The following is a 21,689-nucleotide window of genomic DNA, read 5'->3' on the forward strand; positions in this document are numbered from 1 at the left end:
TGGGTAAGGTCAGTTGGCCGGATCGACGGGCACGAAGATGTTGTCGACGGTGCAGGTGACGGCCGAGTCGCTGGAGCGGTGGAGAGCGGTCACGGTGTAGCTCGTCCCGGCGGTCAGCGCGTAGCGGAAGACCGTGGAGACGGATCCGGCGGTGCGCAGCCGGGCGCCGATGCCGATCAGCACCGCGCCTCCGGAGCGGCCCGTGCTGTCGGTGGCCGGGGTGAGCGCGCCGGCCTGGTTGGCGCGGGTGTCCTCCCGGCTCTGGCCGTCCGGGGAGAGCCAGGCGGAGCGTACGGTCATGAAGGCAACCCCTCTCGGGTCAGGACGCGGATTCGTAGGTGCCGTGGACGGTGAGCACGTCACCGGAGGCCCAGATGAAGGGCAGCGACTTGTCCCAGATGCCGGTGGTGGTGCCGAGGGTGTCGCGCAGCGAGCGGACATAGCCGGCGCCGCCGGTCACCGCGAGCAGGCCGGAGCCCTGGTAGAGCAGCGAGGACGAGGCGTCGAACGCCTCGGAGTTCAGCACCCGTCCGTCCAGCTTCCACGCGACGGAGGTCGGCGCGACCGGCAGCGAGAACGTCCAGTTGGCGTTGGCGTCCTGGGCGGTGAGGTTGGTCGTGGAACCGATCTTCAGATAGATCCGGACGTCCACGACCGTCCCGGTCTTCACGTACGACCCGGCCAGCGTGCCGTTGCCGATGCTCGGCGCGGTGCCGGTCTCGGCGCCCCAGACGGGTGTGTAGTCGGTCCAGGTCGGCACCGGCTGGTACGACACCCAGGCCGAGCCGTTCCAGCGCTGCAGCAGCCCGCCGGAGGAGTCCCGGTACTGCCCGGTGTAGCTCGCGGTGGTGACGGCGCCGGCCGGGGCGATCCCGCCCAGCGCACTCGGGTACGACACCCACGCCGAGCTGTCCCAGCGCTGCAGCGCGCCCCCGGAGTCCCGGTACTGGCCCGGGTAGGCGCCGTTGCCCGTCTCGCCGTACACCGGCAGGATGCCGCCGACCGCGACGGTCGGGGTGCGCAGGTCGGTGAGGGCGGCGCTCCAGTCCAGGCCGCCCTTGCCGGCGCTGGCTCCGGCGGGGACCTTCACCTGGTAGATCGGGAGCGCGATGGCCGGGGCGGCGGGCGCGACCGGGGTGGTCGCCGGGGTGCCCTGGACGATCTCCAGGGCTGGCTTGGTCTGCCCGGAGTTGTCGTACAGCGAGTCGTAGATCCGCAGGACGACGAGGTCGATGCGCGGGTTGGTGGCGTCGCCGTCGGCGAAGGTGAGGGTCGCGGGCTCCGGCAGGGTGACCGGGTAGGCGCCCTGGGTGGCACCGGCCGCGATGACCGCCCGGCCCTCGTGCACGGTGGCCTTCATGCTGCCGCCGGTGCCCTCCATCCAGAAGCCGGACATCCGGTAGAGGCCGTCGTAGGACCCCGGCAGGATGCCGGAACGCACTTCGAGCGGGTTGGCCGGGGTGGTCGCGCCCAGCTGGGTCAGCCGGGTGTCCTCGCGGGTCTGGCCGGTCTCGGCCACCCATGAGCTGCGCAGGTTCATCTGCGGGTCTCCTGTGTCTGCTTGCGGGAGGGTCGGGGGCCCTTCACCAGCCGTACGACCGCGCCGGTCGCCCTCGACCCGTCGAACTCGTCGTCGAGTACGGCGAGTTCGATGAGGTCGATCCGGGAGTACCGGGCGTCGCCGTCCGGCACGGTGAGGGTCTCCGGGTCGGTCACGGCCATCGGGTAGCACTGAGCCGGGAGGCTGCGGCGGTCATGCGGTCACCACTCCGCCGAGCGCCAGCGGACGGACAGCTGGGCGCCGGTGCCGTAGGTGTCGGGGCGGAACGCGAGCTGGGCGCGGCCCGGTTCGAAGGCGAACAGCTCCTCGGGGCTGCTGTCGGCGGCGGCCGTGTGGCGGCGGGAGGCGGTGGCGTTGAGGGTGACGGTGCCCTCCGCCGTGTCCACGACCAGCTCGTCGCCCGCCGCGAGCGTGATCTCGTAGCGGAGCCTGCGGCCCGAAGTCCGGTCCGTGACCGTCGGGTTGGCGCACGGGCCGGTGAAGGTGAGGACGGGGTGGGTGGGTGCCGAGCCGTTGTTGTCGGCGCTGACATCGCCCGTGGAGGCCGCCTGGCCCCAGTACAGCGGCCAGGTCAGCGGCCAGGTCAGCCCGCTCTCCGGCTGCGGGGCGCCGGTCACGGCCGCCTGCTCGTCGACGGCGTAGCGGCGCGGGTCGGTGGCGTACCACTGCACGGACGCCTTGGAGACGCCCTGCGTGGTGTACGTCCGGTCGGCGGCGAGCACGCGCTGCGCGACCCTGGCCCGCACGGCGAGCGTCTCGCCGTGCAGCCGCACCGCGAGCCAGCGCTCGTCGTCGCCCAGCAGCAGGGTCTGGCGCAGGGCGCGGGTCACGGAGAGGTAGGAGTCGGTGTCGTCGGACGGCGGTACGGTCCACACCGTGCCGCCGACCTTGCGGGGCTTGGCGTAGCGCGCGCCCGGCCAGGCGCCGTGCGCGGTCGGGTGGTCGGCGTCCGTCGTGTCGTAGTCCGGCAGGTCCTCCCACCCGGTGAGCCCGTCACTGCCGATCTCGTACGGCGTACCGGGGCCGAGCAGCAGTCCGGCCCACTGCATCTGCCCGTCGCGGGTGATGAGTGAGCCGGGGGGAACGTCGTCGGTGTATGCGGTGGTGGTCAGGTCGGCCATCGGGCCTTCACCTCACAGTCGTCGATGCCGTCATGCGCAGGCGTGCGCGGCGGCCAGGAAGAGCAGGTCGGTCGCGGTGGCGTGGGCGCCGGCGCCGTGGCTCTCGTGGAACTCCCCGATGCGGTGGGGGCTTTGGCCCTTCGTGCCGTTGCGGCGGGCGAGGGCCCGCTGGCGCTCCAGGGCGGTGAGGGAGAGCACCCTGCCGGTCCGGGCGGCGCCGGGGACGGCGACCCCGCCCTCCGCCAGCATCGGGATCTTGCCCAGGTGGACGCCGAACTTCTTGCCGAGGATGCTGAAGCTGAGCTTGTTCAGTCCGTCGATCACCCAGTTCGCGAAGGCGATCAGCCCCTGGACCGGGCCCTTGATCACCCCGGCGACGGTCTGCGCGCCGGTGGTGACGAACCGGCCCATGGCGTGCAGGGTGCTGGAGGTGGCGTCCTTGATCCGGGTGAAGCCGCGGGGGATGTCCTTGGTGATCCAGTCCAGGACGGGGCGGACGGCGTTCTTGAACCCGCTCCAGACCGCCGACACCTTGCCGCTCAGCGCCCGGGTGTCGCCGGTGGTGAGCGCCTTGAGGACGGCGAAGCCGGTGCCGACGAGGGTGCCGATGGCTTTGAGGACACCGGTGACGACGGTGAGGTAGCCGGTGACGTACGTGTTCACGGCACCGGCGATCGCCTTGAGGATCGGGGTGAGGATGGTCAGGTAGCTCTGCACGTACTGCAGGATCAGCTTGGCGAGCTGGTCCATCAGTCGCTGCCCGGTCTCGGAGTTGACGGCGATGTCGATCAGCCAGCCGGCCACGGGGAGCAGGATCCCGGTGACGAAGCCGATGGGGTTGGCGCGGGTCAGGACGTTGATCAGGATCATCACGCCGGAGCCGATGGTCATGGCGGTGCCGAAAGTGTCGAGGAGACCGCCGAGGACACCGGAGGCGGCGATGAGGGAGCCGACGAGGGCGAAGACTCCGCCGAGGCCGGCTTTGAGCTTTCCGAGGGACTTTCCCGCGCTGTTGACCTTGCTTCCTGCGGACTTGATGCCCGAGGCGGATCCGGTGGCGGTCTGGCCGGTCCTGGCGACGGAGCGGGCGGTGGCGTCGGCGCTTGTCTTGATCTGCTTGACGGCCGTGGCGTTCTGGCCGGCCGACGTACTGATGCGTTCGAGGCCGGAGGCGGCGCCTTTGATCCGGTCGATCAGGGAACGCAAGGCGCTACCGGACCGCTCCACTTGGGACTGGAACGAGCGCAGTACCGGTGCGACTCCGGCCAACGGGTCCTTGGGCAGACCACCCGCGGAGCTCACCGCGCTGCTCATCCGCGCGCCTTCGCCAGGAACATCAGCGCGTCGGCGGTCCGCTGCGGGCTGCTGGTCTCGGCGGCGTAGTAGTGCTCGATGTGCAGCGCGCCGGCGGAGTCGCTCGCGCCCGATACCCGGCCGCGCGCGGCCGCCCGCTTCAGCAGCCGGTCGAGCTTGCTGAGCGGCAGCACGGCCTCCGCCTCACCGGCCTCGGCGAGCAGCGCCGGGACACCGCCGGAGCGGGGCATGACGACACCGCCGGTGGCCAGCGCGGGGATCCTCGGCAGGCTGACGCCGAAGGTCTTGCCGCCGACCATCGGGACCCAGCCCGGGATGGAGACGTGGATGCCGTTGAGGGCGCCGATCGCGGAGTTGATGATGCCGATGACCGCGTTGATCGGGCCCCGGACGGCGCCCTTGATGCCGTCGAAGGCGCGGCCCGCGATGCCCTTGAGCCCGCCCCAGATGCTGGAGAGCCGGTTCTTGACGGCCTGGAAGGCGTTCGGGATCGCCGACTTGATCCAGCTGACGACCGGCGAGATGACGGCCTTGATGCCCTTCCACACCCCGGAGACGACCGAGCGGATCGCGTTGAGCACGCCGGTGATGATCGTCTTCCACATGGTGACGTAGGTGCGGATGACGGCGGCGACGGCCTTCACGATGTTCGTGACCGCCGTCTTGATGCCGCTCCAGACCGACTTGATCAGCTTGCCGGCGTTCTTCATGATCGGCCCGATGGCCTTCATGACGTTGCTGATCACGGTCTTGATGACCTCGAAGGCCTGCTTGAGGACCTTCTGCATGGTCTTCGAGTTGGTCACCATGTCGATGACCTTGCTGATGAGCGGCTGCAGGAGCTGCATGAGCAGGCCGAAGAAGTTGCCCTTCATCGACTTGTTCATCCTGTCCTGGCCCTTGGCCGCCTTGCTCGCCCCGGACTCGTACTTCCCGAGGTTGGTGCCGGCGCTGGATCCGGTCCTGCCGGCCTTCCCGAGCGACTTCTCGGCCTGGTCCGAGGCGGTCTTGAGGTCCTTCAGCTCCTTTCCGGAGCCCTGGGCGGCGGTCTTGAACTGTTTCAGCCCGCCCTCGCCGGCCAGCGCCTTGTCGCCGACACCTCTTGCGGCCGTACCAGCCGCGCCCGCCTGGGTCTGGAAGTTCCTGAGTCCGGTGGCCGATCTGGTGAGTGCTTGAACGAGAGACATCAGTTGTCCGATCCTTTCGCAAGTTCTGGGTCATACCTGGTCTGCTTCGACCGGCCGGGCTCAGATGCCTGCGAGGGCCTGACTCAGCGCGGTGACGGAGGATCTGAGGTCAGTCACGTCCCTTTTCGCGCTCAGATTCGCCGCCACGGTGTTCGGTGTTCCTGCCGCTGCCACAGAGCGCAGTTGCGTACGCAGTCTGGCGATTTCCCCATTGGCGCGGTCCGCCGAGCGTTTGGCCGTTTCGATGCGATCGCTCAGGTGGACGGCGTGGGATTTCTGGTAATATCTTTCCTCGTAGTTCTTCAGGTTCTCGATGTATGTTCTGTTTTCATCGATGAGTTCCTCGCGTGCCTCCTTCTTTCGTCGGTCCGCCTTCTGGGTGGAGGACTCGAACCACTTCTGGAGTTCGTCTATCTTCTTCTTCCAGGGCCATTCTCTGGTGGCACCCAGAAAGGTGATCCCTTTCTCGTCGATCTTGAGGAGTGAGATACCGGCAGACCAGAGGGTCAGGGCGGTCACGGTGCCCGTCAGAGCGGTGAGCGCCGTGGAGAATCCGGTCTGGGCGTTCGTCGTGGACTTGGCGGTCCGAGCGAGTTTCTCCTTGAGTTGGGTTATGTCCTTGTCGGTGTCTTTGAGGTCCGAGTCCAGTTGTGCCAGGGTTCTCGTCATGGTCGCCTCTCGTGTCGCCTTTCGTGGTAGCGTTCGGTTATGGGTGATCCTGGTGTGCCGAATGGCCTGAATGGTCCGGATTCTGCGGGTGCTCGCGTTCTCCTTGTGGTGCCGACGAGCTGGGAATGGTATTTCGAGCCGGACAAGAAGAATTCCATCACCTGGTATGCGGAACGCGCTCTGCGTATGGCGGACAGGATTTCTCCGGGGCAAGGAATAGATGTCTACCTCTACGGGCAACCAAAAAAAGGCGGCGACGGAACCGAAGTGATCCGCACGAGCCTGGACCGGGCGTCGTTGCGTGAATGGACCGGCGACTGGGCGACCAGGCCGAACGCGAAGCAGGGGCTCTTCGCAGACGCAGTGCCCGCCAGCAAGGTGGAAAAGCGCCTGGGAGCCGCCGGCAGCCCGTGGTACAGCCTCCCGTTGCCGGCCGTGCGGACGGTGTGCAAGGAGAGTGCCCCGCGTGGCGAGGCCACGCTCGTGCTGTTCTGGCTCGACCGGATGACTCAGGCCGATGACATCGTCCGCTGCATCGCCAAGGAGGGCGGCCCGGCTGTCTTCTGGCAGTTCTTCGGCGATCCCGGCGACATCAACTACACCTTCTGGACGAAGGACGCCCTGCATCGGGGCGGAGTCCTGCCTCAACTCCGCTTTCACATGGGGCTGAGGTGGCGGTGGAGGGCTTTCCTGCGGGATTTCACTCGCTGGAGTCAAGCCGAGAAGCTGCGCTGAAGCCGGTGTCGGGGGGCCTCGACTCGCCGTCAGCAGCGACCCGTCGGGTGCGAGCGGGAGGGGGCTGCGGCTGGTCGAGGCGGTGTCGCGACGGTGGGGGTGGCACCGGGCGGGGTGCGGCGAGAAGTCGGCTGCGGTGCGCGTTCGCCGTATGAGCCCGCCGGGGCTACCGGCGGCTTCGGCGGGCTTCCGTCAGGGCGTCCGTCCAGCCGGCGGCGTAGGCGCGGGACTCGCGGGTGAGCAGTTCCTCGTAGAGCCGGTCGAGCAGTGCCTCGCGGTCGGGCGCGGGGGAGTGCAGGAGGTGGGCGAGGCGGGAGTAGGTGTCGATCGGCTGCTGCGGGAAGTTGCTCGTGCCAGTCGCCATGTCGTCGTCCTGCTTTCCGGTCTGTCCGCTGGGCTGGTGGTACAGGTGGGCGCTCCTGACGCGCTCGAAGCGTCTGTTCGAACTAGTGTACGAGTAATCTCGTGGTGTCGCTCCGTGTTTGCGGAAGCCGGTTTATCTCACTCTCCGTTGCCACCCGGTCCGGACCTGCGGTGATGCCGGGGTGCAGTGGATGTTGTGTCAGATCCGTGGAGTAGGATCCGGCCGTTCTCCCGTCGGTGAATCGAAAGTGAACGGTGTGGCCTGACAACGGACCTGAGGGCCTGTCATACGACGGTGGACGGCCAACGGGCGGCCGTCCTCGCGCGGGGGGCGCGCTGGGGGCAGGGACGAGAGCAAGGCCTACGGGGTGGACGGGGACGCGACCAACGCGCGGCAACGGCACGTGATCGACTGGCTGGAACAGGCCTCCGATCTGCCGCATCTCATCGCCCGTCTCTCCGAACTGGTCCTGAGTTTCGGGTACGAGCCCGAGGACCTGGTGATCCTTCCGCGCGGTGAACTCGACCGGCGGGAGATGGCCTCCTACAGCGCCGGCTGGGCCGATGTGGTCGACGAGCAACTCCCGGCGGTGCGGCGGGCGTACGAACACCGGATCACGGCCGCCTATCTGCAGGGGCAGGAGGACGCCCGGACCGGGCGCCGGCCTCGGCGCGCGCGCCGGGCGGAGGGCGAGCGGGGCGGCGAGGTCATTCCGCTGCCCTATGTCCAACTTCTGCGTCCGCCGTCGGAATTGACGCGGGTAGAGCAGCGCGGGGAGCGGGAGCGGTCCGTCGCGGACGCGACACCGTGGGACGGCATCGTCGACGAGATCGAGGCCGTGGAGGACGCCGAGGGCGTCGACGACTTCGATGACGGCGACGAGGGCGTGGACGCCGGGCCCGGGGCCGACACCCTGCTGTCCGCGCGTGAGGTGCGGGGGAAGCGGGCGGTACCGGCCGCCGCCGAACGGCGTTCGGTCGTACGGCGGAACGGACGGCCCAGTGTGCCGCCCCTCAACCGGGACGGTCCGGGCGGTGGCCGGGACAAGGGGCGCCGGGGGGACGGTGGCGGTGGGGAGCGGGAGCAGCAGGAGTCTGCCGATGCTCCCGGCCGCCGGCTCTCCGACAAGGCCCGGGCCCTCGCGGACGAGCTGGAGGGCCGGGCCCCCGGTCGGCGCCGGGACGAGTGAGCGGGCCGACCGGGGCGGTGGTGCCGTACAGCTGAATCAGCCGAAGAAGCGGGCCAGTTGTACGGCCGAGGGGGCCGAGTCCGAGGCGGGCGGGGCGGCCGCGGCCGGCTCCGGTTCCTCGCCGTCCGCCGGTTGCGCCGCGTCGTCGTACGACGGCCTCGGCACCGGTGCCGGAGGCTCCGGCTGGTCGCCCTCCTCCGAGTTGACGCTCGCGAACATCCAGTTCGCGGCCGCCAGATGGTCCACGGCCGCGGCGAGGAGGTGGTCGGAGACCGACCAGTCCGCGGCCTCGCCGTGCAGCTCCCTGTTCAGCGCGCTGTCGCGCGGCAGGTGCTTGATGAGCAGCGCGAGACGCCGTGCGGTGAGCGTCTCGCGGTGCCAGTCGAGCAGGTCGGTGCCGTAGTAGCGGAGCAGGTCCGCTTCGAGGGCCTCGGCGTGTTCTTCGACGAACCCGACGAGGCTCAGTCTTCCCCCAGGCCGAGCCCGGTCTCCTTGCCGTAGGCCTCCAGGATGGCGGCGATGTCCTGCATGGTGACCTCGTGCTGTTCGAAGCGGGTGAACTGCTTCTCGCCGAGCAGCAGGCGCAGCAGCCCGTCCACGTCGTTGTCATCGAGCTTGCGCAGGGCCTTCGCGGTCGCGCGGGTCAGCTCGGTGGGCAGGGTGTAGCTCTCGTCGTCGAGTTCGAACGACCAGGTACGGCCGAGGGCTTCGAGGCGCTGGGCGCGCGCGGCGTTGACGTCGAAACGGGTCATGTGTGCTCCTCAGGCGGAAACAGGGTGTGAGTGGTACGGGTCCGGGGTGGGGCGGACCAGGGGGCCGCCCCACCCCGGGGGGTCAGGACGCGGCGTACGCGGCGTCCTTCATCACGAAGCTGGCCAGCGCCGAGCCGTCGGCGGCGGCCATCGCCGTGTAGGTGATGCCGAGCTGGGCCGCCGACTTGCGGGCCAGCTTGATGTCGTCCGCCGCGGTGACCTGGCCGCGCGGGATGCCGAAGCGGTAGGTGACGGTGGTGCCGTCGCTCGCCCGGACGTCCGTGAACTCCAGGCCGAGGGCGCGCACGTCGGCGAACGGCCGGTCGGCGATGTCGTACTTGTAGACGCCGGTCGAACCGGTCACCGCGTCCACCGTGCCGCCGCCCATGAAGAACGGCAGCGTGTCCTCGTTGAACTGCATCAGCGAGAACTTCAGGGTCAGGTCGCGGTCCGAGTACACGAAGTGCACCGGGCTGACGGCCTGCCACACGTCGACCGGCTCCAGCTTGTCCTTCTTGGAGAAGGTGACGCCGTCGCCGGAGGTGAAGCCGAGGTTCTTCCAGCTCGCCCAGTCGGCGGAGGTGTCGGAGGAGAAGGTCGTCGGCACCTTGGTGTCGGCGGTGGCGACGTAGAGGCGGCCTACGCCGGCGATGCGGATCTCGGAGGAGTTGGTTCCTGCCATGGTGGTTTCTCCTTGTAATGAGGCGTGTTGTTCGGGTGGGGTGCCGTACCCGGGGGTGTCCGGGTACGACGAAGGCCCCGCCGGGGTGGCGGGGCCTTCGGTCTGTGGGGCCGACGGTCAGTAGACGTCGACGTACACCTTCATCACGGTGACGTAGCGGTTGGCCGCCGAGTAGAGGTAGTCGGGCAGCCAGCGCGGGCCGTCCTGTTCCTCGACCTCCGTGACGAGGTTGGTGCCGTAGCGGTTGTTCGCCATGGACAGCAGGATCTGGCGGGCGTCGTTGGCCAGGACGTGGGCGGCCTGCTTGGTCGGGCCGTACACCTCCAGCTCGATCAGCGGCTGGTCGACGTGGCGTTCGCCGACCCAGGCACCGCCGCGGCGGTTCACGAAGACGGCGGCGGTGGTGCCGTCGAAGCCGGTCGGCGCCTGTACGGCGACGGTGGCGCCGGAGAGCCGCGCGTCGTCCTCCAGGACGTCGACGATCATCGCCTCGACGTCGGGGAACGAGGCGGGTGGGGTGGGTGTGGTCATGCCGGATCACCTCGGGGCAGCGGGTGGGATGCGTGCGGAGGGGGCGGGGCGCCGGGCACAGCTCCGCCGCTGCAGCAACTGTGACAGGGATCGTGCGCGCACGCAACTAAATCTGCGAGGTGATGGAAGGAGAGGGGGAGGGGGCTGGGGCAGGGGGTTCGCTGCGGGTGCGTTGTGGCTGGTCGCGCCCGCGCGGGCACCCGTCGGCCCACGGGTGTCCTCGGTGGCGCTTCCAGCGGTTGGGCGTTCAGTCCGCGGTCGTCGTCGCCGCGCCCATCGGCTCGTCGTGTGCGTCGTTGGGCAGGAACTGTTCCACCACCCGCACGAACATCTCCCGCCGGTCCGCCGGTACCCCCAGCAGGTCGGCGACCTCCTCCAGTGTGGGCCGGCGGGCGAACTCCGCGCTCGGTGCCGGGGAGGTCAAGTAGTCGTGCGGGTCGGACAGTTCCTCCGCCGTCAGGCGGCCGGAGCGGATGAGCATCTCGCGGACCTGGACGCCCAGCACACGGGCGAGCCGGCGCGTGGTCTCCAGGTCCGGCATGCTCTGGCGCTGCAGCAGGCGGGTGACGGCGGCCCGGTGCACCCCCGCCTCGTCCGCTATCCGGGACTTGCCGCCACCGCGTGGACTGTCGATGTCGTAGCCGCGGTCGCGCATCAGGTCTTCGACCCACGCGGCGAACGCGTCCAGATCCTGGCTGGTCATCTGAGGGCTCGCTTCCTTTAGAGGGCAGCAAGTTTAGCTTGCTTGCGCGCACAGAATTACGTGCTCTCGTGCAAGCACTGAGGAAAATCCCCGCAATATGGGGGAGATTCGGTGGTGGAGCGCCCGGGTGATCCCGATCCTTCCATGATCTCCCGAATGGGTCAGGGGCATATTTGTTGCGGGCGCGCGCGCAATCTGTAAGTCTGGACGGCGCTCGCCTCACACCAGCCCCACCGGAGCCGCATCGGGAGGCCCCATGTCCGTCATCGACAGCTCATGCCCACCACCCGCCTGGCAGGCCGCGGCCGCCTGCGCCGGGCTTCCGCCCCGGGTCGTCTTCTCGAAGAAGGTGAAGGAGGCTGCCCCCGCGTTGCGGGCCTGCGCCCGCTGCCCGGTCCGGCGTGACTGCGAGGAGGCCGTCGCCCCCGCCGCCAACTGGTTCGACGGCGTCTGCGGCGGCCGGCTGTGGCGCCGGGGCCGCCCGGTCGAGATCCCCGCGCAGCTCCTCCCGGTCGTGCAGAGCCCGGTCGTCCAGGGCGCCCTGCGCCGCGGAGGCTCCGTTGCCTGACCGTCGTACGGCCCCTGCACACCGACCTTCCGACGACCCCGCCGCCGACAACGCCGCCCTCTGGATCGGCCTGCTCCTCCAGCAGTTCCCCGAGCTGGCCGTCGAGCTCGCTCCCGGCCGCGGCGCCACCCCGGCCCACCGGCCCACACCCGCCCCGCCCCCCGCCGACCTCGCCGACCGGCTCCGCGAGGAGCGCGCCGAGGCGCTGCAGCTCCAGCAGGCCCACGGACTCGTCGCCCCCGGTCACAGCGCCGCGCCGCTGCGGCTGCACATCTCCGACACCATCCGGGACATCACCGACGGGGTCGTGGAGCTGGAGGAGGCGGTACGGGACCGGCTCGGGTTACCGCGCGTCCGCCGCGCCTCCGTGCCCGAGCGGCTGCGCCGGATCGTCGGCCTCCTCGACGGCATCGCCGCCGACCCCGTCCTCGCCGCCCACGTCCGGGACGAGACCCGCCGGATGGCCCGGCGCTGCGCCCGTGCCCTGGGCGACACCGAGACCGTCGTCCGCGTCTCCGGACGCTGCCCCTGGTGCGACTCCGTCTCCCTGCGCGCCTTCCCGGACCGCGCCGCCGTCCTCTGCGTCAACCCGGCCTGCCGCTGTACGGACCCCGACTGCGGCTGCCACGACGACCCGGCCTACCGGCACGCCTGGGACGAGGGGGAGTGGAGCCACCGGTGAAGGCGACCCAGGGTTCACCCACTCTCGTCCCCGGGCCCCTCGCCGCCCGGGAGGCCGGCGTCGCCCCGGCGACCATCCGCAAATGGGTCCAGCTCGGCCATCTCACGGCCGCCGGCAAGGCGGGCCGGGCGGCCCTGTTCCGCCTGGAGGACGTCTTCGCGGCGGAACGCGCGGCTGCCCGGCGGCCGTAGCGGACCGGGGCCGTCCGCCGTCCGCAGCGGACCAGGGGCGCGGCCGGGGTGGGACCACGGAACGCGGCTGCCCCGGCCCCGCCCCCTAGGGACGCGGCCGGGGTGGGACCACGGAACGCGGCTGCCCCGGCCCCGCCCCTAGGGAATCCCCAGCTCGAAGATCACATAGTGCGCGTACCACCCCGAGGCCACCGCCGCCGTAGAGAAGAACACCAGCAGGCTCGGCCACCGCAACCGGCTCATCGCCGCCGCCGGGGCCAGGAGCAGGGGAAAGACGGGGAGCAGGTAGCGCGGGGTGTTGCCGAACATCTGCTGGGTGCCGAGGATCGTCACGATCGAGGCGAGGGTGTACGCCGTCAGCACCAGCGGCGGACGTTTCCGCAGCATCAGCGCGACCAGGAACGGCAGCGCCACCACCAGCTGCACGGCGATCAGGTCCGGTACCGAGTAGGCGAAGAGATAGTCGCCGTGCCCCACCGCCACGTTCCGCAGCACGTCCAGGGTGTACGCGCCGAAGTCGAAGTAGTGGGCCCAGGCCTCACGCTGCAACGCGAAGTAGGCGCCGAGGCCGCCCATCGACCAGCCGACCCAGGCGAGGTAGGTGAGCAGGCCGAGCGGGGCCGCGATCACCGCGTACAGCGGGGCCGCCACTCCCTGCTCGCGTCGGCTGTCGCGTCGTAGCAGGGTCACCAGCGCCGCCAGGCCCACCGCGCCGATCAGCACGGCCGCCGTCGGGCGGCTCAGGCCGGACAGGAACGCGAGCAGGCCGGCCGCCACCCAGCGGCGCTTCATCACGGCGTGGCAGGTCCAGGCGGCGATCGCCACGAACAGGGACTCCGTGTAGACGGCCCACTCGACGCCGGCGGCGGGGGCCACGGCCCACAGGCCGGCGGCGACGGTGCCGGCCCGGGTACCGGCGAGCAGGGAGATCACCGCGTAGATGCCGGCCGCCGCCACGAACGAACACAGCACCGAGACGAGGATCGCCGCGCCGTAGAGGCCGAGGCCCGTGACTTCAGAGACGGCCCGGATCAGGCCGGGGTAGAGGGGGAAGAAGGCGACCGAGTTCTGTTCGGCGGCGAACTGGCCGCCGGGGGCGAGGGGGTGCAGCGGCTCGGGGTGGTAGCCCTTCTGTGCGACCTGGAGGTACCACCAGCCGTCCCAGGTGGACAGGACGTCCCACCAGTGGGCGCCGCCGCCGAAGCGGGGGTCCTTGGTGCGGAAGTCGCCGGCGTAGGTCAGCAGCCAGGCGAAGACCAGGAGGCCGGTGAGCTTGGCGGCGGCGTAGAGGGATAGGGGTGGGAGGTAGGGGCGGAGGGCCGGGGGGAGGCGAAAGGGCTGCGGGGTTTCGGTGGTCGCTGCGGTATCGCTCCGAACCGTGCTCATGACCGTGAAGCCCCCTGGAGAACGCCGTAGCGGCTGCCGGCCTGGTCGGGCGGCTGCGGGTTCATTGTGGTTGATCGCGCCCACGCGGCGGAGCCGCACATGTATGCAGCCCCGCGCCCCTGAGGGGGCGCTGCGGTCGCCCACCTCCTCCGTGGCAGGTCGATTTCGCTTCCGTTCGCGTGTCGTTCGCCTTCGTGGTATATCGGAACCCTTCTCAAAACCGCAGCTCAGGTCCTCCGCAACCGGTCCCCGTCCTTTTGTTTTGACCGGAGTGATTGCGCTGGGTACGCTCAGACCTTGTGCCTGGGGTGTGCCCTGACCCTCGTGCGTGCCTTCAAACCGCACCTGAGTGACGAAGCGGCCACCGCGATCCGCGCCCCCTTCTGCCTTCCGGCAGGAGTCCGCGGAATCCGACACACCCGACCGCGTGGGTCGGCGATGTTCCAGGTTAGCTTCACCATTCGGCACACAGAAACCGGAGAAGTAGTGCCTACGATCCAGCAGCTGGTCCGTAAGGGCCGGCAGGACAAGGTCGAGAAGAACAAGACGCCCGCACTTGAGGGTTCCCCTCAGCGCCGGGGCGTCTGCACGCGTGTGTTCACGACCACCCCGAAGAAGCCGAACTCGGCCCTGCGTAAGGTCGCGCGTGTGCGTCTGACCAGCGGGATCGAGGTCACCGCTTACATTCCGGGTGAGGGACACAACCTCCAGGAGCACTCCATCGTGCTCGTGCGCGGCGGCCGTGTGAAGGACCTGCCCGGTGTTCGCTACAAGATCATCCGCGGCTCGCTCGACACCCAGGGTGTCAAGAACCGCAAGCAGGCCCGCAGCCGCTACGGCGCCAAGAAGGAGAAGTAAGAATGCCTCGTAAGGGCCCCGCCCCGAAGCGCCCGGTCATCATCGACCCGGTCTACGGTTCTCCTCTGGTGACCTCCCTCATCAACAAGGTGCTGCTGAACGGCAAGCGCTCCACCGCCGAGCGCATCGTCTACGGCGCCATGGAGGGTCTGCGCGAGAAGACCAGCAACGACCCGGTCATCACGCTGAAGCGCGCGCTGGAGAACATCAAGCCGACCCTCGAGGTCAAGTCCCGCCGTGTCGGTGGTGCGACGTACCAGGTTCCGATCGAGGTCAAGCCCGGTCGCGCCAACACGCTCGCGCTGCGCTGGCTGGTCGGTTACTCCCGCGCCCGTCGCGAGAAGACCATGACCGAGCGTCTGCTCAACGAGCTTCTCGACGCTTCGAACGGCCTCGGTGCGGCCGTCAAGAAGCGCGAGGACACGCACAAGATGGCCGAGTCCAACAAGGCCTTCGCGCACTACCGCTGGTAGTCGCTACCCCCATCGAGACCGAGAGAAGACCGAAGCCTTATGGCTACCACTTCACTTGACCTGGCCAAGGTCCGCAACATCGGGATCATGGCCCACATCGACGCGGGCAAGACGACCACGACCGAGCGGATCCTGTTCTACACCGGTGTGTCGTACAAGATCGGTGAGGTCCACGACGGCGCTGCCACCATGGACTGGATGGAGCAGGAGCAGGAGCGTGGCATCACGATCACCTCTGCTGCCACCACCTGTCACTGGCCGCTGGAAGACGTCGACCACACCATCAACATCATCGACACCCCGGGTCACGTCGACTTCACCGTCGAGGTGGAGCGTTCGCTCCGCGTGCTCGACGGTGCGGTGACGGTGTTCGACGGCGTCGCGGGTGTCGAGCCGCAGTCCGAGACCGTGTGGCGTCAGGCGGACCGCTACGGCGTCCCCCGTATCTGCTTCGTCAACAAGCTCGACCGCACCGGTGCCGAGTTCCACCGCTGTGTCGACATGATCAGCGACCGCCTGGGCGCGCAGCCGATCGTCATGCAGCTCCCGATCGGTGCCGAGGCCGACTTCAAGGGCGTCGTCGACCTGGTCACGATGAAGGCGCTCGTGTGGTCCGCGGAGGCGGAGAAGGGCGAGATGTACGACGTCGTCGACATCCCGGCCACCCACACCGAGGCTGCCGAGGAGTACCGCGGCAAGCTGGTCGAGACCGTCGCCGAGAACGACGACGAGATCATGGAGCTGTTCCTGGAGGGCCAGGAGCCTTCCGTGGAGCAGCTGTACGCCGCGATCCGTCGGATCACCATCGCGTCCGGCAAGTCCAAGGACATCACCGTCACCCCGGTGTTCTGTGGCACCGCGTTCAAGAACAAGGGCGTCCAGCCCCTGCTCGACGCGGTCGTGCGCTACCTGCCCTCCCCCCTGGACGTCGAGGCCATCGAGGGTCACGACGTCAAGGACCCGGAGGTCGTGGTCAAGCGCAAGCCGTCCGACGACGAGCCGCTGTCCGCGCTGGCGTTCAAGATCATGAGCGACCCGCACCTCGGCAAGCTCACCTTCGTCCGGGTCTACTCGGGCCGCCTGGAGTCCGGCACCGCCGTGCTGAACTCCGTCAAGGGCAAGAAGGAGCGCATCGGCAAGATCTACCGTATGCACGCGAACAAGCGTGAGGAGATCGAGTCGGTGGGCGCCGGCGACATCATCGCCGTCATGGGTCTCAAGCAGACCACGACCGGTGAGACGCTGTGCGACGACAAGGCCCCGGTGATCCTGGAGTCCATGGACTTCCCGGCTCCGGTCATCCAGGTCGCCATCGAGCCCAAGTCGAAGGGCGACCAGGAGAAGCTCGGCATCGCGATCCAGCGCCTCGCCGAGGAGGACCCGTCGTTCCAGGTTCACTCGGACGAGGAGACCGGCCAGACCATCATCGGTGGCATGGGCGAGCTGCACCTCGAGGTGCTGGTCGACCGTATGCGCCGTGAGTTCAAGGTCGAGGCCAACGTCGGCAAGCCGCAGGTCGCGTACCGCGAGACGATCCGTCAGGCCGTCGACCGCGTCGACTACACCCACAAGAAGCAGACCGGTGGTACCGGTCAGTTCGCCAAGGTGCAGATCGCGATCGAGCCCATCGAGGGCGGCGACGCGTCGTACGAGTTCGTGAACAAGGTGACCGGTGGTCGCATCCCGAAGGAGTACATCCCTTCGGTCGACGCCGGTGCGCAGGAGGCCATGCAGTTCGGCATCCTCGCCGGCTACGAGATGACGGGCGTCCGCGTCACGCTTCTCGACGGTGGCTACCACGAGGTCGACTCCTCCGAGCTCGCCTTCAAGATCGCCGGTTCGCAGGCCTTCAAGGAGGCCGCGCGCAAGGCCAAGCCCGTGCTCCTCGAGCCGATGATGGCCGTCGAGGTCACCACGCCCGAGGACTACATGGGTGAGGTCATCGGCGACATCAACTCCCGCCGTGGTCAGATCCAGGCCATGGAGGAGCGGGCCGGTGCCCGCGTCGTGAAGGGCCTCGTGCCCCTCTCGGAGATGTTCGGTTACGTCGGCGACCTGCGCAGCAAGACGTCCGGCCGGGCCAGCTACTCCATGCAGTTCGACTCCTACGCCGAGGTTCCGCGGAACGTCGCCGAGGAGATCATCGCGAAGGCCAAGGGCGAGTGACGCACCGCGTTTAACGCACCGCGCAGCACGCTTTAGGCTTGACCCCGGAGCCTCACGGGTCGTTCCTCCGCATTCGTGGCGGAATGACCCGGGGTTCGGGACCCAACAGCAAAGATCACCTGGCGCCGACTGAACCCAGGCGTACAGAACCACTCCACAGGAGGACCCCAGTGGCGAAGGCGAAGTTCGAGCGGACTAAGCCGCACGTCAACATCGGCACCATCGGTCACATCGACCACGGTAAGACGACCCTCACGGCCGCCATTACCAAGGTGCTGCACGACGCGTACCCGGACCTGAACGAGGCCACCGCGTTCGACAACATCGACAAGGCGCCCGAGGAGCGTCAGCGCGGTATCACCATCTCCATCGCGCACGTCGAGTACCAGACGGAGACCCGTCACTACGCCCACGTCGACTGCCCGGGTCACGCGGACTACATCAAGAACATGATCACCGGTGCCGCGCAGATGGACGGCGCGATCCTGGTTGTCGCCGCCACCGACGGCCCGATGCCGCAGACCAAGGAGCACGTGCTCCTGGCCCGCCAGGTCGGCGTTCCGTACATCGTCGTCGCCCTGAACAAGGCCGACATGGTGGACGACGAGGAGATCATGGAGCTCGTCGAGCTCGAGGTCCGTGAGCTGCTCTCCGAGTACGAGTTCCCGGGCGACGACCTGCCGGTCGTCAAGGTCTCCGCGCTCAAGGCTCTTGAGGGCGACCCTGAGTGGACCCAGACCGTCCTCGACCTGATGAAGGCCGTCGACGAGTCCATCCCGCAGCCCGAGCGTGACGTCGACAAGCCGTTCCTGATGCCGATCGAGGACGTCTTCACGATCACCGGTCGTGGCACCGTCGTCACCGGTCGTATCGAGCGTGGTGTCCTCAAGGTCAACGAGACCGTCGACATCATCGGCATCAAGACCGAGAAGACCACCACCACGGTCACCGGCATCGAGATGTTCCGCAAGCTGCTCGACGAGGGCCAGGCCGGTGAGAACGTCGGTCTGCTCCTCCGTGGCATCAAGCGCGAGGACGTCGAGCGCGGCCAGGTCATCATCAAGCCGGGCTCGGTCACCCCGCACACCGAGTTCGAGGCGCAGGCCTACATCCTCTCCAAGGACGAGGGTGGCCGCCACACGCCGTTCTTCAACAACTACCGTCCGCAGTTCTACTTCCGTACGACGGACGTGACCGGCGTGGTGACCCTCCCCGAGGGCACCGAGATGGTCATGCCGGGTGACAACACCGAGATGAAGGTGGAGCTCATCCAGCCCATCGCCATGGAAGAGGGCCTGAAGTTCGCCATCCGTGAGGGTGGCCGCACGGTCGGCGCCGGCCAGGTCACCAAGATCAACAAGTGATCTCGGCCCGCAAGGGCTGACCTGGCAGGACTCTGAAGGGGCTCGTACGACTTCGGTCGTACGGGCCCCTTCGGCATTCCCGGATGTCTGTGCGGCTCGAAACTATTCGGCGCGTACGACCCCTGGTTCGCACGGGCCACTCACCCCACTATTTGTCATGCCGCTGACCAAATTCGGGTGGAGGGGTGGGCCATGTCTGTCAGCCGGAGGGCTGTGCTGGGCGCAGGTGTCGGTGCGGCCGCGGTACCGGTGCTGTCGTCGGGAAACGCGTGGGCCGAGGGCGCCGGCGATGAGCCGCGGGTGACGGACCCGGGTGCGTACATCTCCTTCACCGGCGGGGCGTTCTCGCTGGTCGGCGCCCCGGTCGTGGTGAGCGCCGAGGACCACCCGGGGGTGGTACGGGTGGCCGGCGACCTCCGCGACGACCTCGAACGGGTGACGGACGTCAGGCCGGGCGCGACGATCGCCCGGCACGCCGTGCTGGTCGGCACGATCGGCCGCAGCCCCCTGATCGACGGCCTGGTGGCCGCCGGCAGACTGGACGTGTCGGGGCTCCGCGGCCGCTGGGAGACCTCGCTCCAGACGGTGGTCGACCATCCCCTGCCCGGCGTCGACCGGGCCTTCGTCATCGCGGGCAGCGATCCGCGCGGCACGATCTTCGGGGCGTACGACGTCTCGTACGGCATCGGGGTCTCGCCCTGGTACTGGTGGGACGACGTACCGCCGGTGCACCGCGACCGGGTGTGGGTGCTGCCCGGCCGCTTCACCCAGGGCACGCCGGCGGTGCGGTATCGGGGCTTCTTCGTCAACGACGAGAACCCGGCGCTCGGGACCTGGGCCCCCGCCCACTTCGGCCCCGGCAAGGCACCCGGCTACCCGGGCGGCTTCAACGCGGACTTCTACGCCCGCGTTTTCGAGGTGCTGCTGCGGCTGAAGGGCAACTACCTCTGGCCGGCGGTGTGGGGGAGGGCGTTCGCGGAGGACGACCCGGAGAACCACCGGCGGGCCGCGGAGTACGGCGTTGTCATGGGCACGTCTCATGAGGCGCCGATGATGCGGGGGATCGAGGAGTGGAACCGGCACGCGGGCGCCGGCACCGACCCCTACGGAGGCACGGGCGAGTGGTCGTACCGCCGCAACTCGTCGGCGATCAAGGCGTACTGGCGGGCCGGCATCCAGCGCATGGTGGACGAGGGCTTCGAGGGGGTGGTGACGCTGGGCATGCGCGGCAACGGCGACACCAGCCTCCCCGACGGGGACGGCATCGAGCTGATGCAGGAGATCATCGCGGCGCAGCGGGGGATCATCGAGGAGGTGACGGGGAGACCGGCCGCCGAGACCCCGCAGGTGTGGACGCTCTACAAGGAGGTCCAGCGCTACTGGGACCGCGGTCTGCGCGCACCGGACGATGTCACGGTGGTCCTGACGGACGACAACTGGGGCAACATCCGCAAGCACCCCTCCCCGGACGAGCCGCGCGCCGGCGGCTACGGCCTCTACTACCACTTCGACTACGTCGGAGCAGGCCGCAACTACAAGTGGGTCGACACGGCGAACCTCCGCAACGTCTGGGACCAGCTCCACCAGGCGCACGCCTACGGCAACCACGGCCTCTGGGTGGCGAACGTGGGCGACCTGAAGGGCAACGAGCTTCCGACGGAGTTCTTCCTCACCTACGCGTGGGATCCGTCGCGCTGGGACGCCGACCGACTGGGCGAGTGGGAACGGCGGTACGCGCGACAGAACTTCGGCGCGGCGGTGGCGGAGGAGACGGCCGAACTGCTCGCCGCGTACGGCCGGTTGCAGGCCCGCCGCAAACCGGAACTGCTGAACCGCCGGATCACGCTCGCCGACACCGGCGAGGTGGTGTACGACGACCAGCAGACGCCGTTCTCCTTCGCCCACCGTGAGTTGGAGCGGGTCACCGAGGAGTGGCGGGAGCTGGGACGGCGGGCGGCGCGGATCGCCCGCCGGCTGCCGGAGGCCGCGCAGGACGCGTGGTTCGAGCTGGTCGGCTACGAGGTGGCGGCGACCGCGAACCTGTACGCGCTGCGGGAGGCCGAGTTCACGAATCTCCGGTACGCCCGGCAGGGCAGGGCGGCGACGAACGACCGCGCGGCGGAGGCGGAACAGGGGCTGGAGCGGGACTTCGCCCTGGCCGACCGCTTCAACTCCCAGGTGGCCGGGGGCAAATGGAAGGGCTTCCAGACCCAGCCCCACATCGACTACGGCGACGTGGACCGGTACGGCCCCAACGCGCCCTGGCAGCAGCCGGAGAAGGACAACGTGGCGCTGCCGGACGTGCTCTTCCCCGCGGTACGACGGATCGAGGTGCCGGAGGCGGCGGGGCTGGGGGTGTCGGTGGACGGCGACGAGGGGACGGCTGTCGACTTCTTGCCGTCGTTCAGCCCGTACCAGACCAGGCCGCAGCAGTACGTCGAGGTCTTCAACCGGGGCCGTACCCCCTTCGACTACCGGGTGGACTCCTCGGTTCCTTGGCTGGTGGTGGACCGGCCGCGGGGCCGGGTGACCCAGCAGGTCAGGCTGGAGGTCCGGGTGCACTGGTCGCGGGCACCGGCCGGACGGTCCTCCGGGGTGCTGACGGTGAGCGGGGCGGGGGAGTCGGTGACGGTGACGTGCGTCGCCGAGCGGCCCTCGGCCCGCGGCCTGCGGGGCTTCGTCGAAGCGGGCGGCTATGTGGCGATCGACGCGGAGCACTACGACCGCGCGGTCGGGCAGTGGCGCCGGCTGGAGGGGATCGGCCGGACCGGGGCGGGGATGACGGCGTGGCCGGTGACCGGCGGCTGGACCGCGGATTCCGCGCCCCGTCTGGAGTACGAGGTGAGCCTGCTGGCGGCGGGTGAGGTGACGGTGTGGGCGTACCTGTCGCCGCGCAACCCGGCGCTGTCCTCCGCGGGACTGCACTACGCGCTGTCCTTCGACGACGACGAGCCCCGGCCGGTGGACATCACGGCGGGCGCGGACGACGGCCTGCTGAACACGGTCTGGGCACGCAACACGTCGGACAACGTGAACCGCTCGGCGACGAGACACGTCATCGCACGCGCCGGGGTCCACCGCCTGAAGTTCAGCGCGGTGGACCCCACGGTGGTGCTGCAACGGCTGGTGATCGACACGGGCGGCCTGACACCGACGTATCTGGGCCCGCTGGAGAGCCGACGGGTGTAGGAGA

The 21,689-nt window shown here is 69.3% G+C and carries 24 protein-coding genes; 10 read left to right on the plus strand and 14 right to left on the minus strand.

All coding sequences use genetic code 11. From position 1 onward, the window contains the following. Positions 1-9: 9 nt before the first annotated feature. From AB0D85_RS00925 to AB0D85_RS00955, 7 genes are read right to left on the minus strand one after another with little or no spacing between them, the layout of a single operon-like run. Entirely contained in the window at positions 10-300 is a 291-nt protein-coding gene (locus AB0D85_RS00925; protein WP_362312100.1) for a hypothetical protein, read from the minus strand. Positions 301-319: 19 nt separating this feature from the next. Then, a complete protein-coding gene (locus AB0D85_RS00930; protein WP_362312102.1) occupies positions 320-1,540 on the minus strand; it encodes a hypothetical protein in 1,221 nt (406 codons plus the stop codon). Beyond that, complete coding sequence (locus AB0D85_RS00935; RefSeq protein ID WP_362312104.1) at positions 1,537-1,716, minus strand: hypothetical protein; 180 nt, start codon at positions 1,714-1,716, stop codon at positions 1,537-1,539. Before AB0D85_RS00935 ends, AB0D85_RS00930 begins: the two co-directional genes overlap by 4 nt. A gap of 45 nt (positions 1,717-1,761) precedes the next feature. After that, the gene (locus AB0D85_RS00940) at positions 1,762-2,682 is read right to left on the minus strand and encodes a phage tail protein (protein WP_362312106.1); all 921 of its coding nucleotides are present in this window, start codon (positions 2,680-2,682) and stop codon (positions 1,762-1,764) included. A 30-nt stretch (positions 2,683-2,712) separates the two neighbouring features. Continuing rightward, positions 2,713-3,996: a tape-measure protein gene (locus AB0D85_RS00945; protein WP_362312108.1), complete on the minus strand. Its 1,284-nt coding sequence runs from the start codon at positions 3,994-3,996 to the stop codon at positions 2,713-2,715. Further along, entirely contained in the window at positions 3,993-5,183 is a 1,191-nt protein-coding gene (locus tag AB0D85_RS00950) for a phage tail protein (RefSeq protein ID WP_362312110.1), read from the minus strand. Before AB0D85_RS00950 ends, AB0D85_RS00945 begins: the two co-directional genes overlap by 4 nt. Positions 5,184-5,243: 60 nt before the next feature. Further along, on the minus strand, positions 5,244-5,852 hold the full coding sequence (locus AB0D85_RS00955; protein WP_362312112.1) for a hypothetical protein: 609 nt from the start codon (positions 5,850-5,852) through the stop codon (positions 5,244-5,246). A 39-nt stretch (positions 5,853-5,891) separates the two neighbouring features. Here AB0D85_RS00955 and AB0D85_RS00960 point away from each other — a divergent pair, with 39 nt between their 5' ends. Next, positions 5,892-6,587 carry a hypothetical protein gene (locus AB0D85_RS00960; RefSeq protein WP_362312113.1) on the plus strand — a complete coding sequence of 232 codons (696 nt, stop codon included), beginning with the start codon at positions 5,892-5,894 and terminating at the stop codon, positions 6,585-6,587. A 166-nt stretch (positions 6,588-6,753) separates the two neighbouring features. Here the strand turns inward: AB0D85_RS00960 and AB0D85_RS00965 are convergent, their stop codons facing one another. After that, on the minus strand, positions 6,754-6,951 hold the full coding sequence (locus AB0D85_RS00965) for a hypothetical protein (protein ID WP_089099458.1): 198 nt from the start codon (positions 6,949-6,951) through the stop codon (positions 6,754-6,756). A gap of 367 nt (positions 6,952-7,318) precedes the next feature. Between AB0D85_RS00965 and AB0D85_RS00970 the strand changes: the two genes are divergently transcribed. Beyond that, positions 7,319-8,140, plus strand: coding sequence for a hypothetical protein (locus tag AB0D85_RS00970; protein ID WP_362312115.1), 822 nt, complete (start codon positions 7,319-7,321; stop codon positions 8,138-8,140). 36 nt (positions 8,141-8,176) lie between these two features. Here the strand turns inward: AB0D85_RS00970 and AB0D85_RS00975 are convergent, their stop codons facing one another. From AB0D85_RS00975 to AB0D85_RS00995, 5 genes are all read right to left on the minus strand, one after another. After that, on the minus strand, positions 8,177-8,554 hold the full coding sequence (locus AB0D85_RS00975) for a hypothetical protein (RefSeq protein WP_362313409.1): 378 nt from the start codon (positions 8,552-8,554) through the stop codon (positions 8,177-8,179). A 47-nt stretch (positions 8,555-8,601) separates the two neighbouring features. Continuing rightward, the gene (locus AB0D85_RS00980; RefSeq protein ID WP_362312117.1) at positions 8,602-8,892 is read right to left on the minus strand and encodes a hypothetical protein; all 291 of its coding nucleotides are present in this window, start codon (positions 8,890-8,892) and stop codon (positions 8,602-8,604) included. 82 nt (positions 8,893-8,974) lie between these two features. Beyond that, positions 8,975-9,574: a phage tail protein gene (locus AB0D85_RS00985; RefSeq protein ID WP_362312118.1), complete on the minus strand. Its 600-nt coding sequence runs from the start codon at positions 9,572-9,574 to the stop codon at positions 8,975-8,977. Between the two features lie 117 nt (positions 9,575-9,691). Beyond that, positions 9,692-10,105 (minus strand): hypothetical protein, encoded by a 414-nt coding sequence (locus AB0D85_RS00990; RefSeq protein WP_362312120.1) that lies wholly within the window; start codon positions 10,103-10,105, stop codon positions 9,692-9,694. A gap of 247 nt (positions 10,106-10,352) precedes the next feature. Continuing rightward, entirely contained in the window at positions 10,353-10,808 is a 456-nt protein-coding gene (locus tag AB0D85_RS00995; RefSeq protein ID WP_362312121.1) for a helix-turn-helix transcriptional regulator, read from the minus strand. Between the two features lie 256 nt (positions 10,809-11,064). Between AB0D85_RS00995 and AB0D85_RS01000 the strand changes: the two genes are divergently transcribed. Genes AB0D85_RS01000 through AB0D85_RS01010 form a run of 3 tightly spaced genes read left to right on the plus strand, consistent with a single transcriptional unit; the run spans position 11,065 to position 12,249 of the window. After that, positions 11,065-11,376, plus strand: a complete 312-nt coding sequence (locus AB0D85_RS01000) for a WhiB family transcriptional regulator (RefSeq protein WP_362312123.1) — start codon at positions 11,065-11,067, stop codon at positions 11,374-11,376. Further along, positions 11,369-12,058, plus strand: a complete 690-nt coding sequence (locus AB0D85_RS01005) for a hypothetical protein (RefSeq protein WP_362312124.1) — start codon at positions 11,369-11,371, stop codon at positions 12,056-12,058. The genes AB0D85_RS01000 and AB0D85_RS01005 overlap by 8 nt, the downstream gene beginning before the upstream one ends. Next, positions 12,055-12,249, plus strand: a complete 195-nt coding sequence (locus tag AB0D85_RS01010) for a hypothetical protein (RefSeq protein WP_362312126.1) — start codon at positions 12,055-12,057, stop codon at positions 12,247-12,249. The genes AB0D85_RS01005 and AB0D85_RS01010 overlap by 4 nt, the downstream gene beginning before the upstream one ends. 138 nt (positions 12,250-12,387) lie before the next feature. Here the strand turns inward: AB0D85_RS01010 and AB0D85_RS01015 are convergent, their stop codons facing one another. Next, positions 12,388-13,635 carry a glycosyltransferase family 39 protein gene (locus tag AB0D85_RS01015; RefSeq protein ID WP_362312128.1) on the minus strand — a complete coding sequence of 416 codons (1,248 nt, stop codon included), beginning with the start codon at positions 13,633-13,635 and terminating at the stop codon, positions 12,388-12,390. A gap of 486 nt (positions 13,636-14,121) precedes the next feature. Here AB0D85_RS01015 and rpsL point away from each other — a divergent pair, with 486 nt between their 5' ends. From rpsL to AB0D85_RS01040, 5 genes are all read left to right on the plus strand, one after another. Beyond that, complete coding sequence (gene rpsL / locus AB0D85_RS01020) at positions 14,122-14,493, plus strand: 30S ribosomal protein S12 (protein ID WP_003948652.1); 372 nt, start codon at positions 14,122-14,124, stop codon at positions 14,491-14,493. Between the two features lie 2 nt (positions 14,494-14,495). Then, positions 14,496-14,966 (plus strand): 30S ribosomal protein S7, encoded by a 471-nt coding sequence (rpsG, locus tag AB0D85_RS01025; RefSeq protein WP_005481264.1) that lies wholly within the window; start codon positions 14,496-14,498, stop codon positions 14,964-14,966. A gap of 39 nt (positions 14,967-15,005) precedes the next feature. Further along, positions 15,006-17,132, plus strand: a complete 2,127-nt coding sequence (gene fusA / locus AB0D85_RS01030) for an elongation factor G (protein WP_362312131.1) — start codon at positions 15,006-15,008, stop codon at positions 17,130-17,132. Positions 17,133-17,302: 170 nt separating this feature from the next. After that, positions 17,303-18,496, plus strand: coding sequence for an elongation factor Tu (gene tuf / locus AB0D85_RS01035; RefSeq protein WP_362312133.1), 1,194 nt, complete (start codon positions 17,303-17,305; stop codon positions 18,494-18,496). A gap of 192 nt (positions 18,497-18,688) precedes the next feature. Then, positions 18,689-21,685, plus strand: coding sequence for a glycosyl hydrolase 115 family protein (locus AB0D85_RS01040; RefSeq protein ID WP_362312135.1), 2,997 nt, complete (start codon positions 18,689-18,691; stop codon positions 21,683-21,685). The last annotated feature ends 4 nt before the right edge of the window (positions 21,686-21,689 follow it).

The sequence above is a fragment of the Streptomyces sp. NPDC048277 genome, assembly GCF_040652235.1.
Taxonomy (GTDB): domain Bacteria; phylum Actinomycetota; class Actinomycetes; order Streptomycetales; family Streptomycetaceae; genus Streptomyces.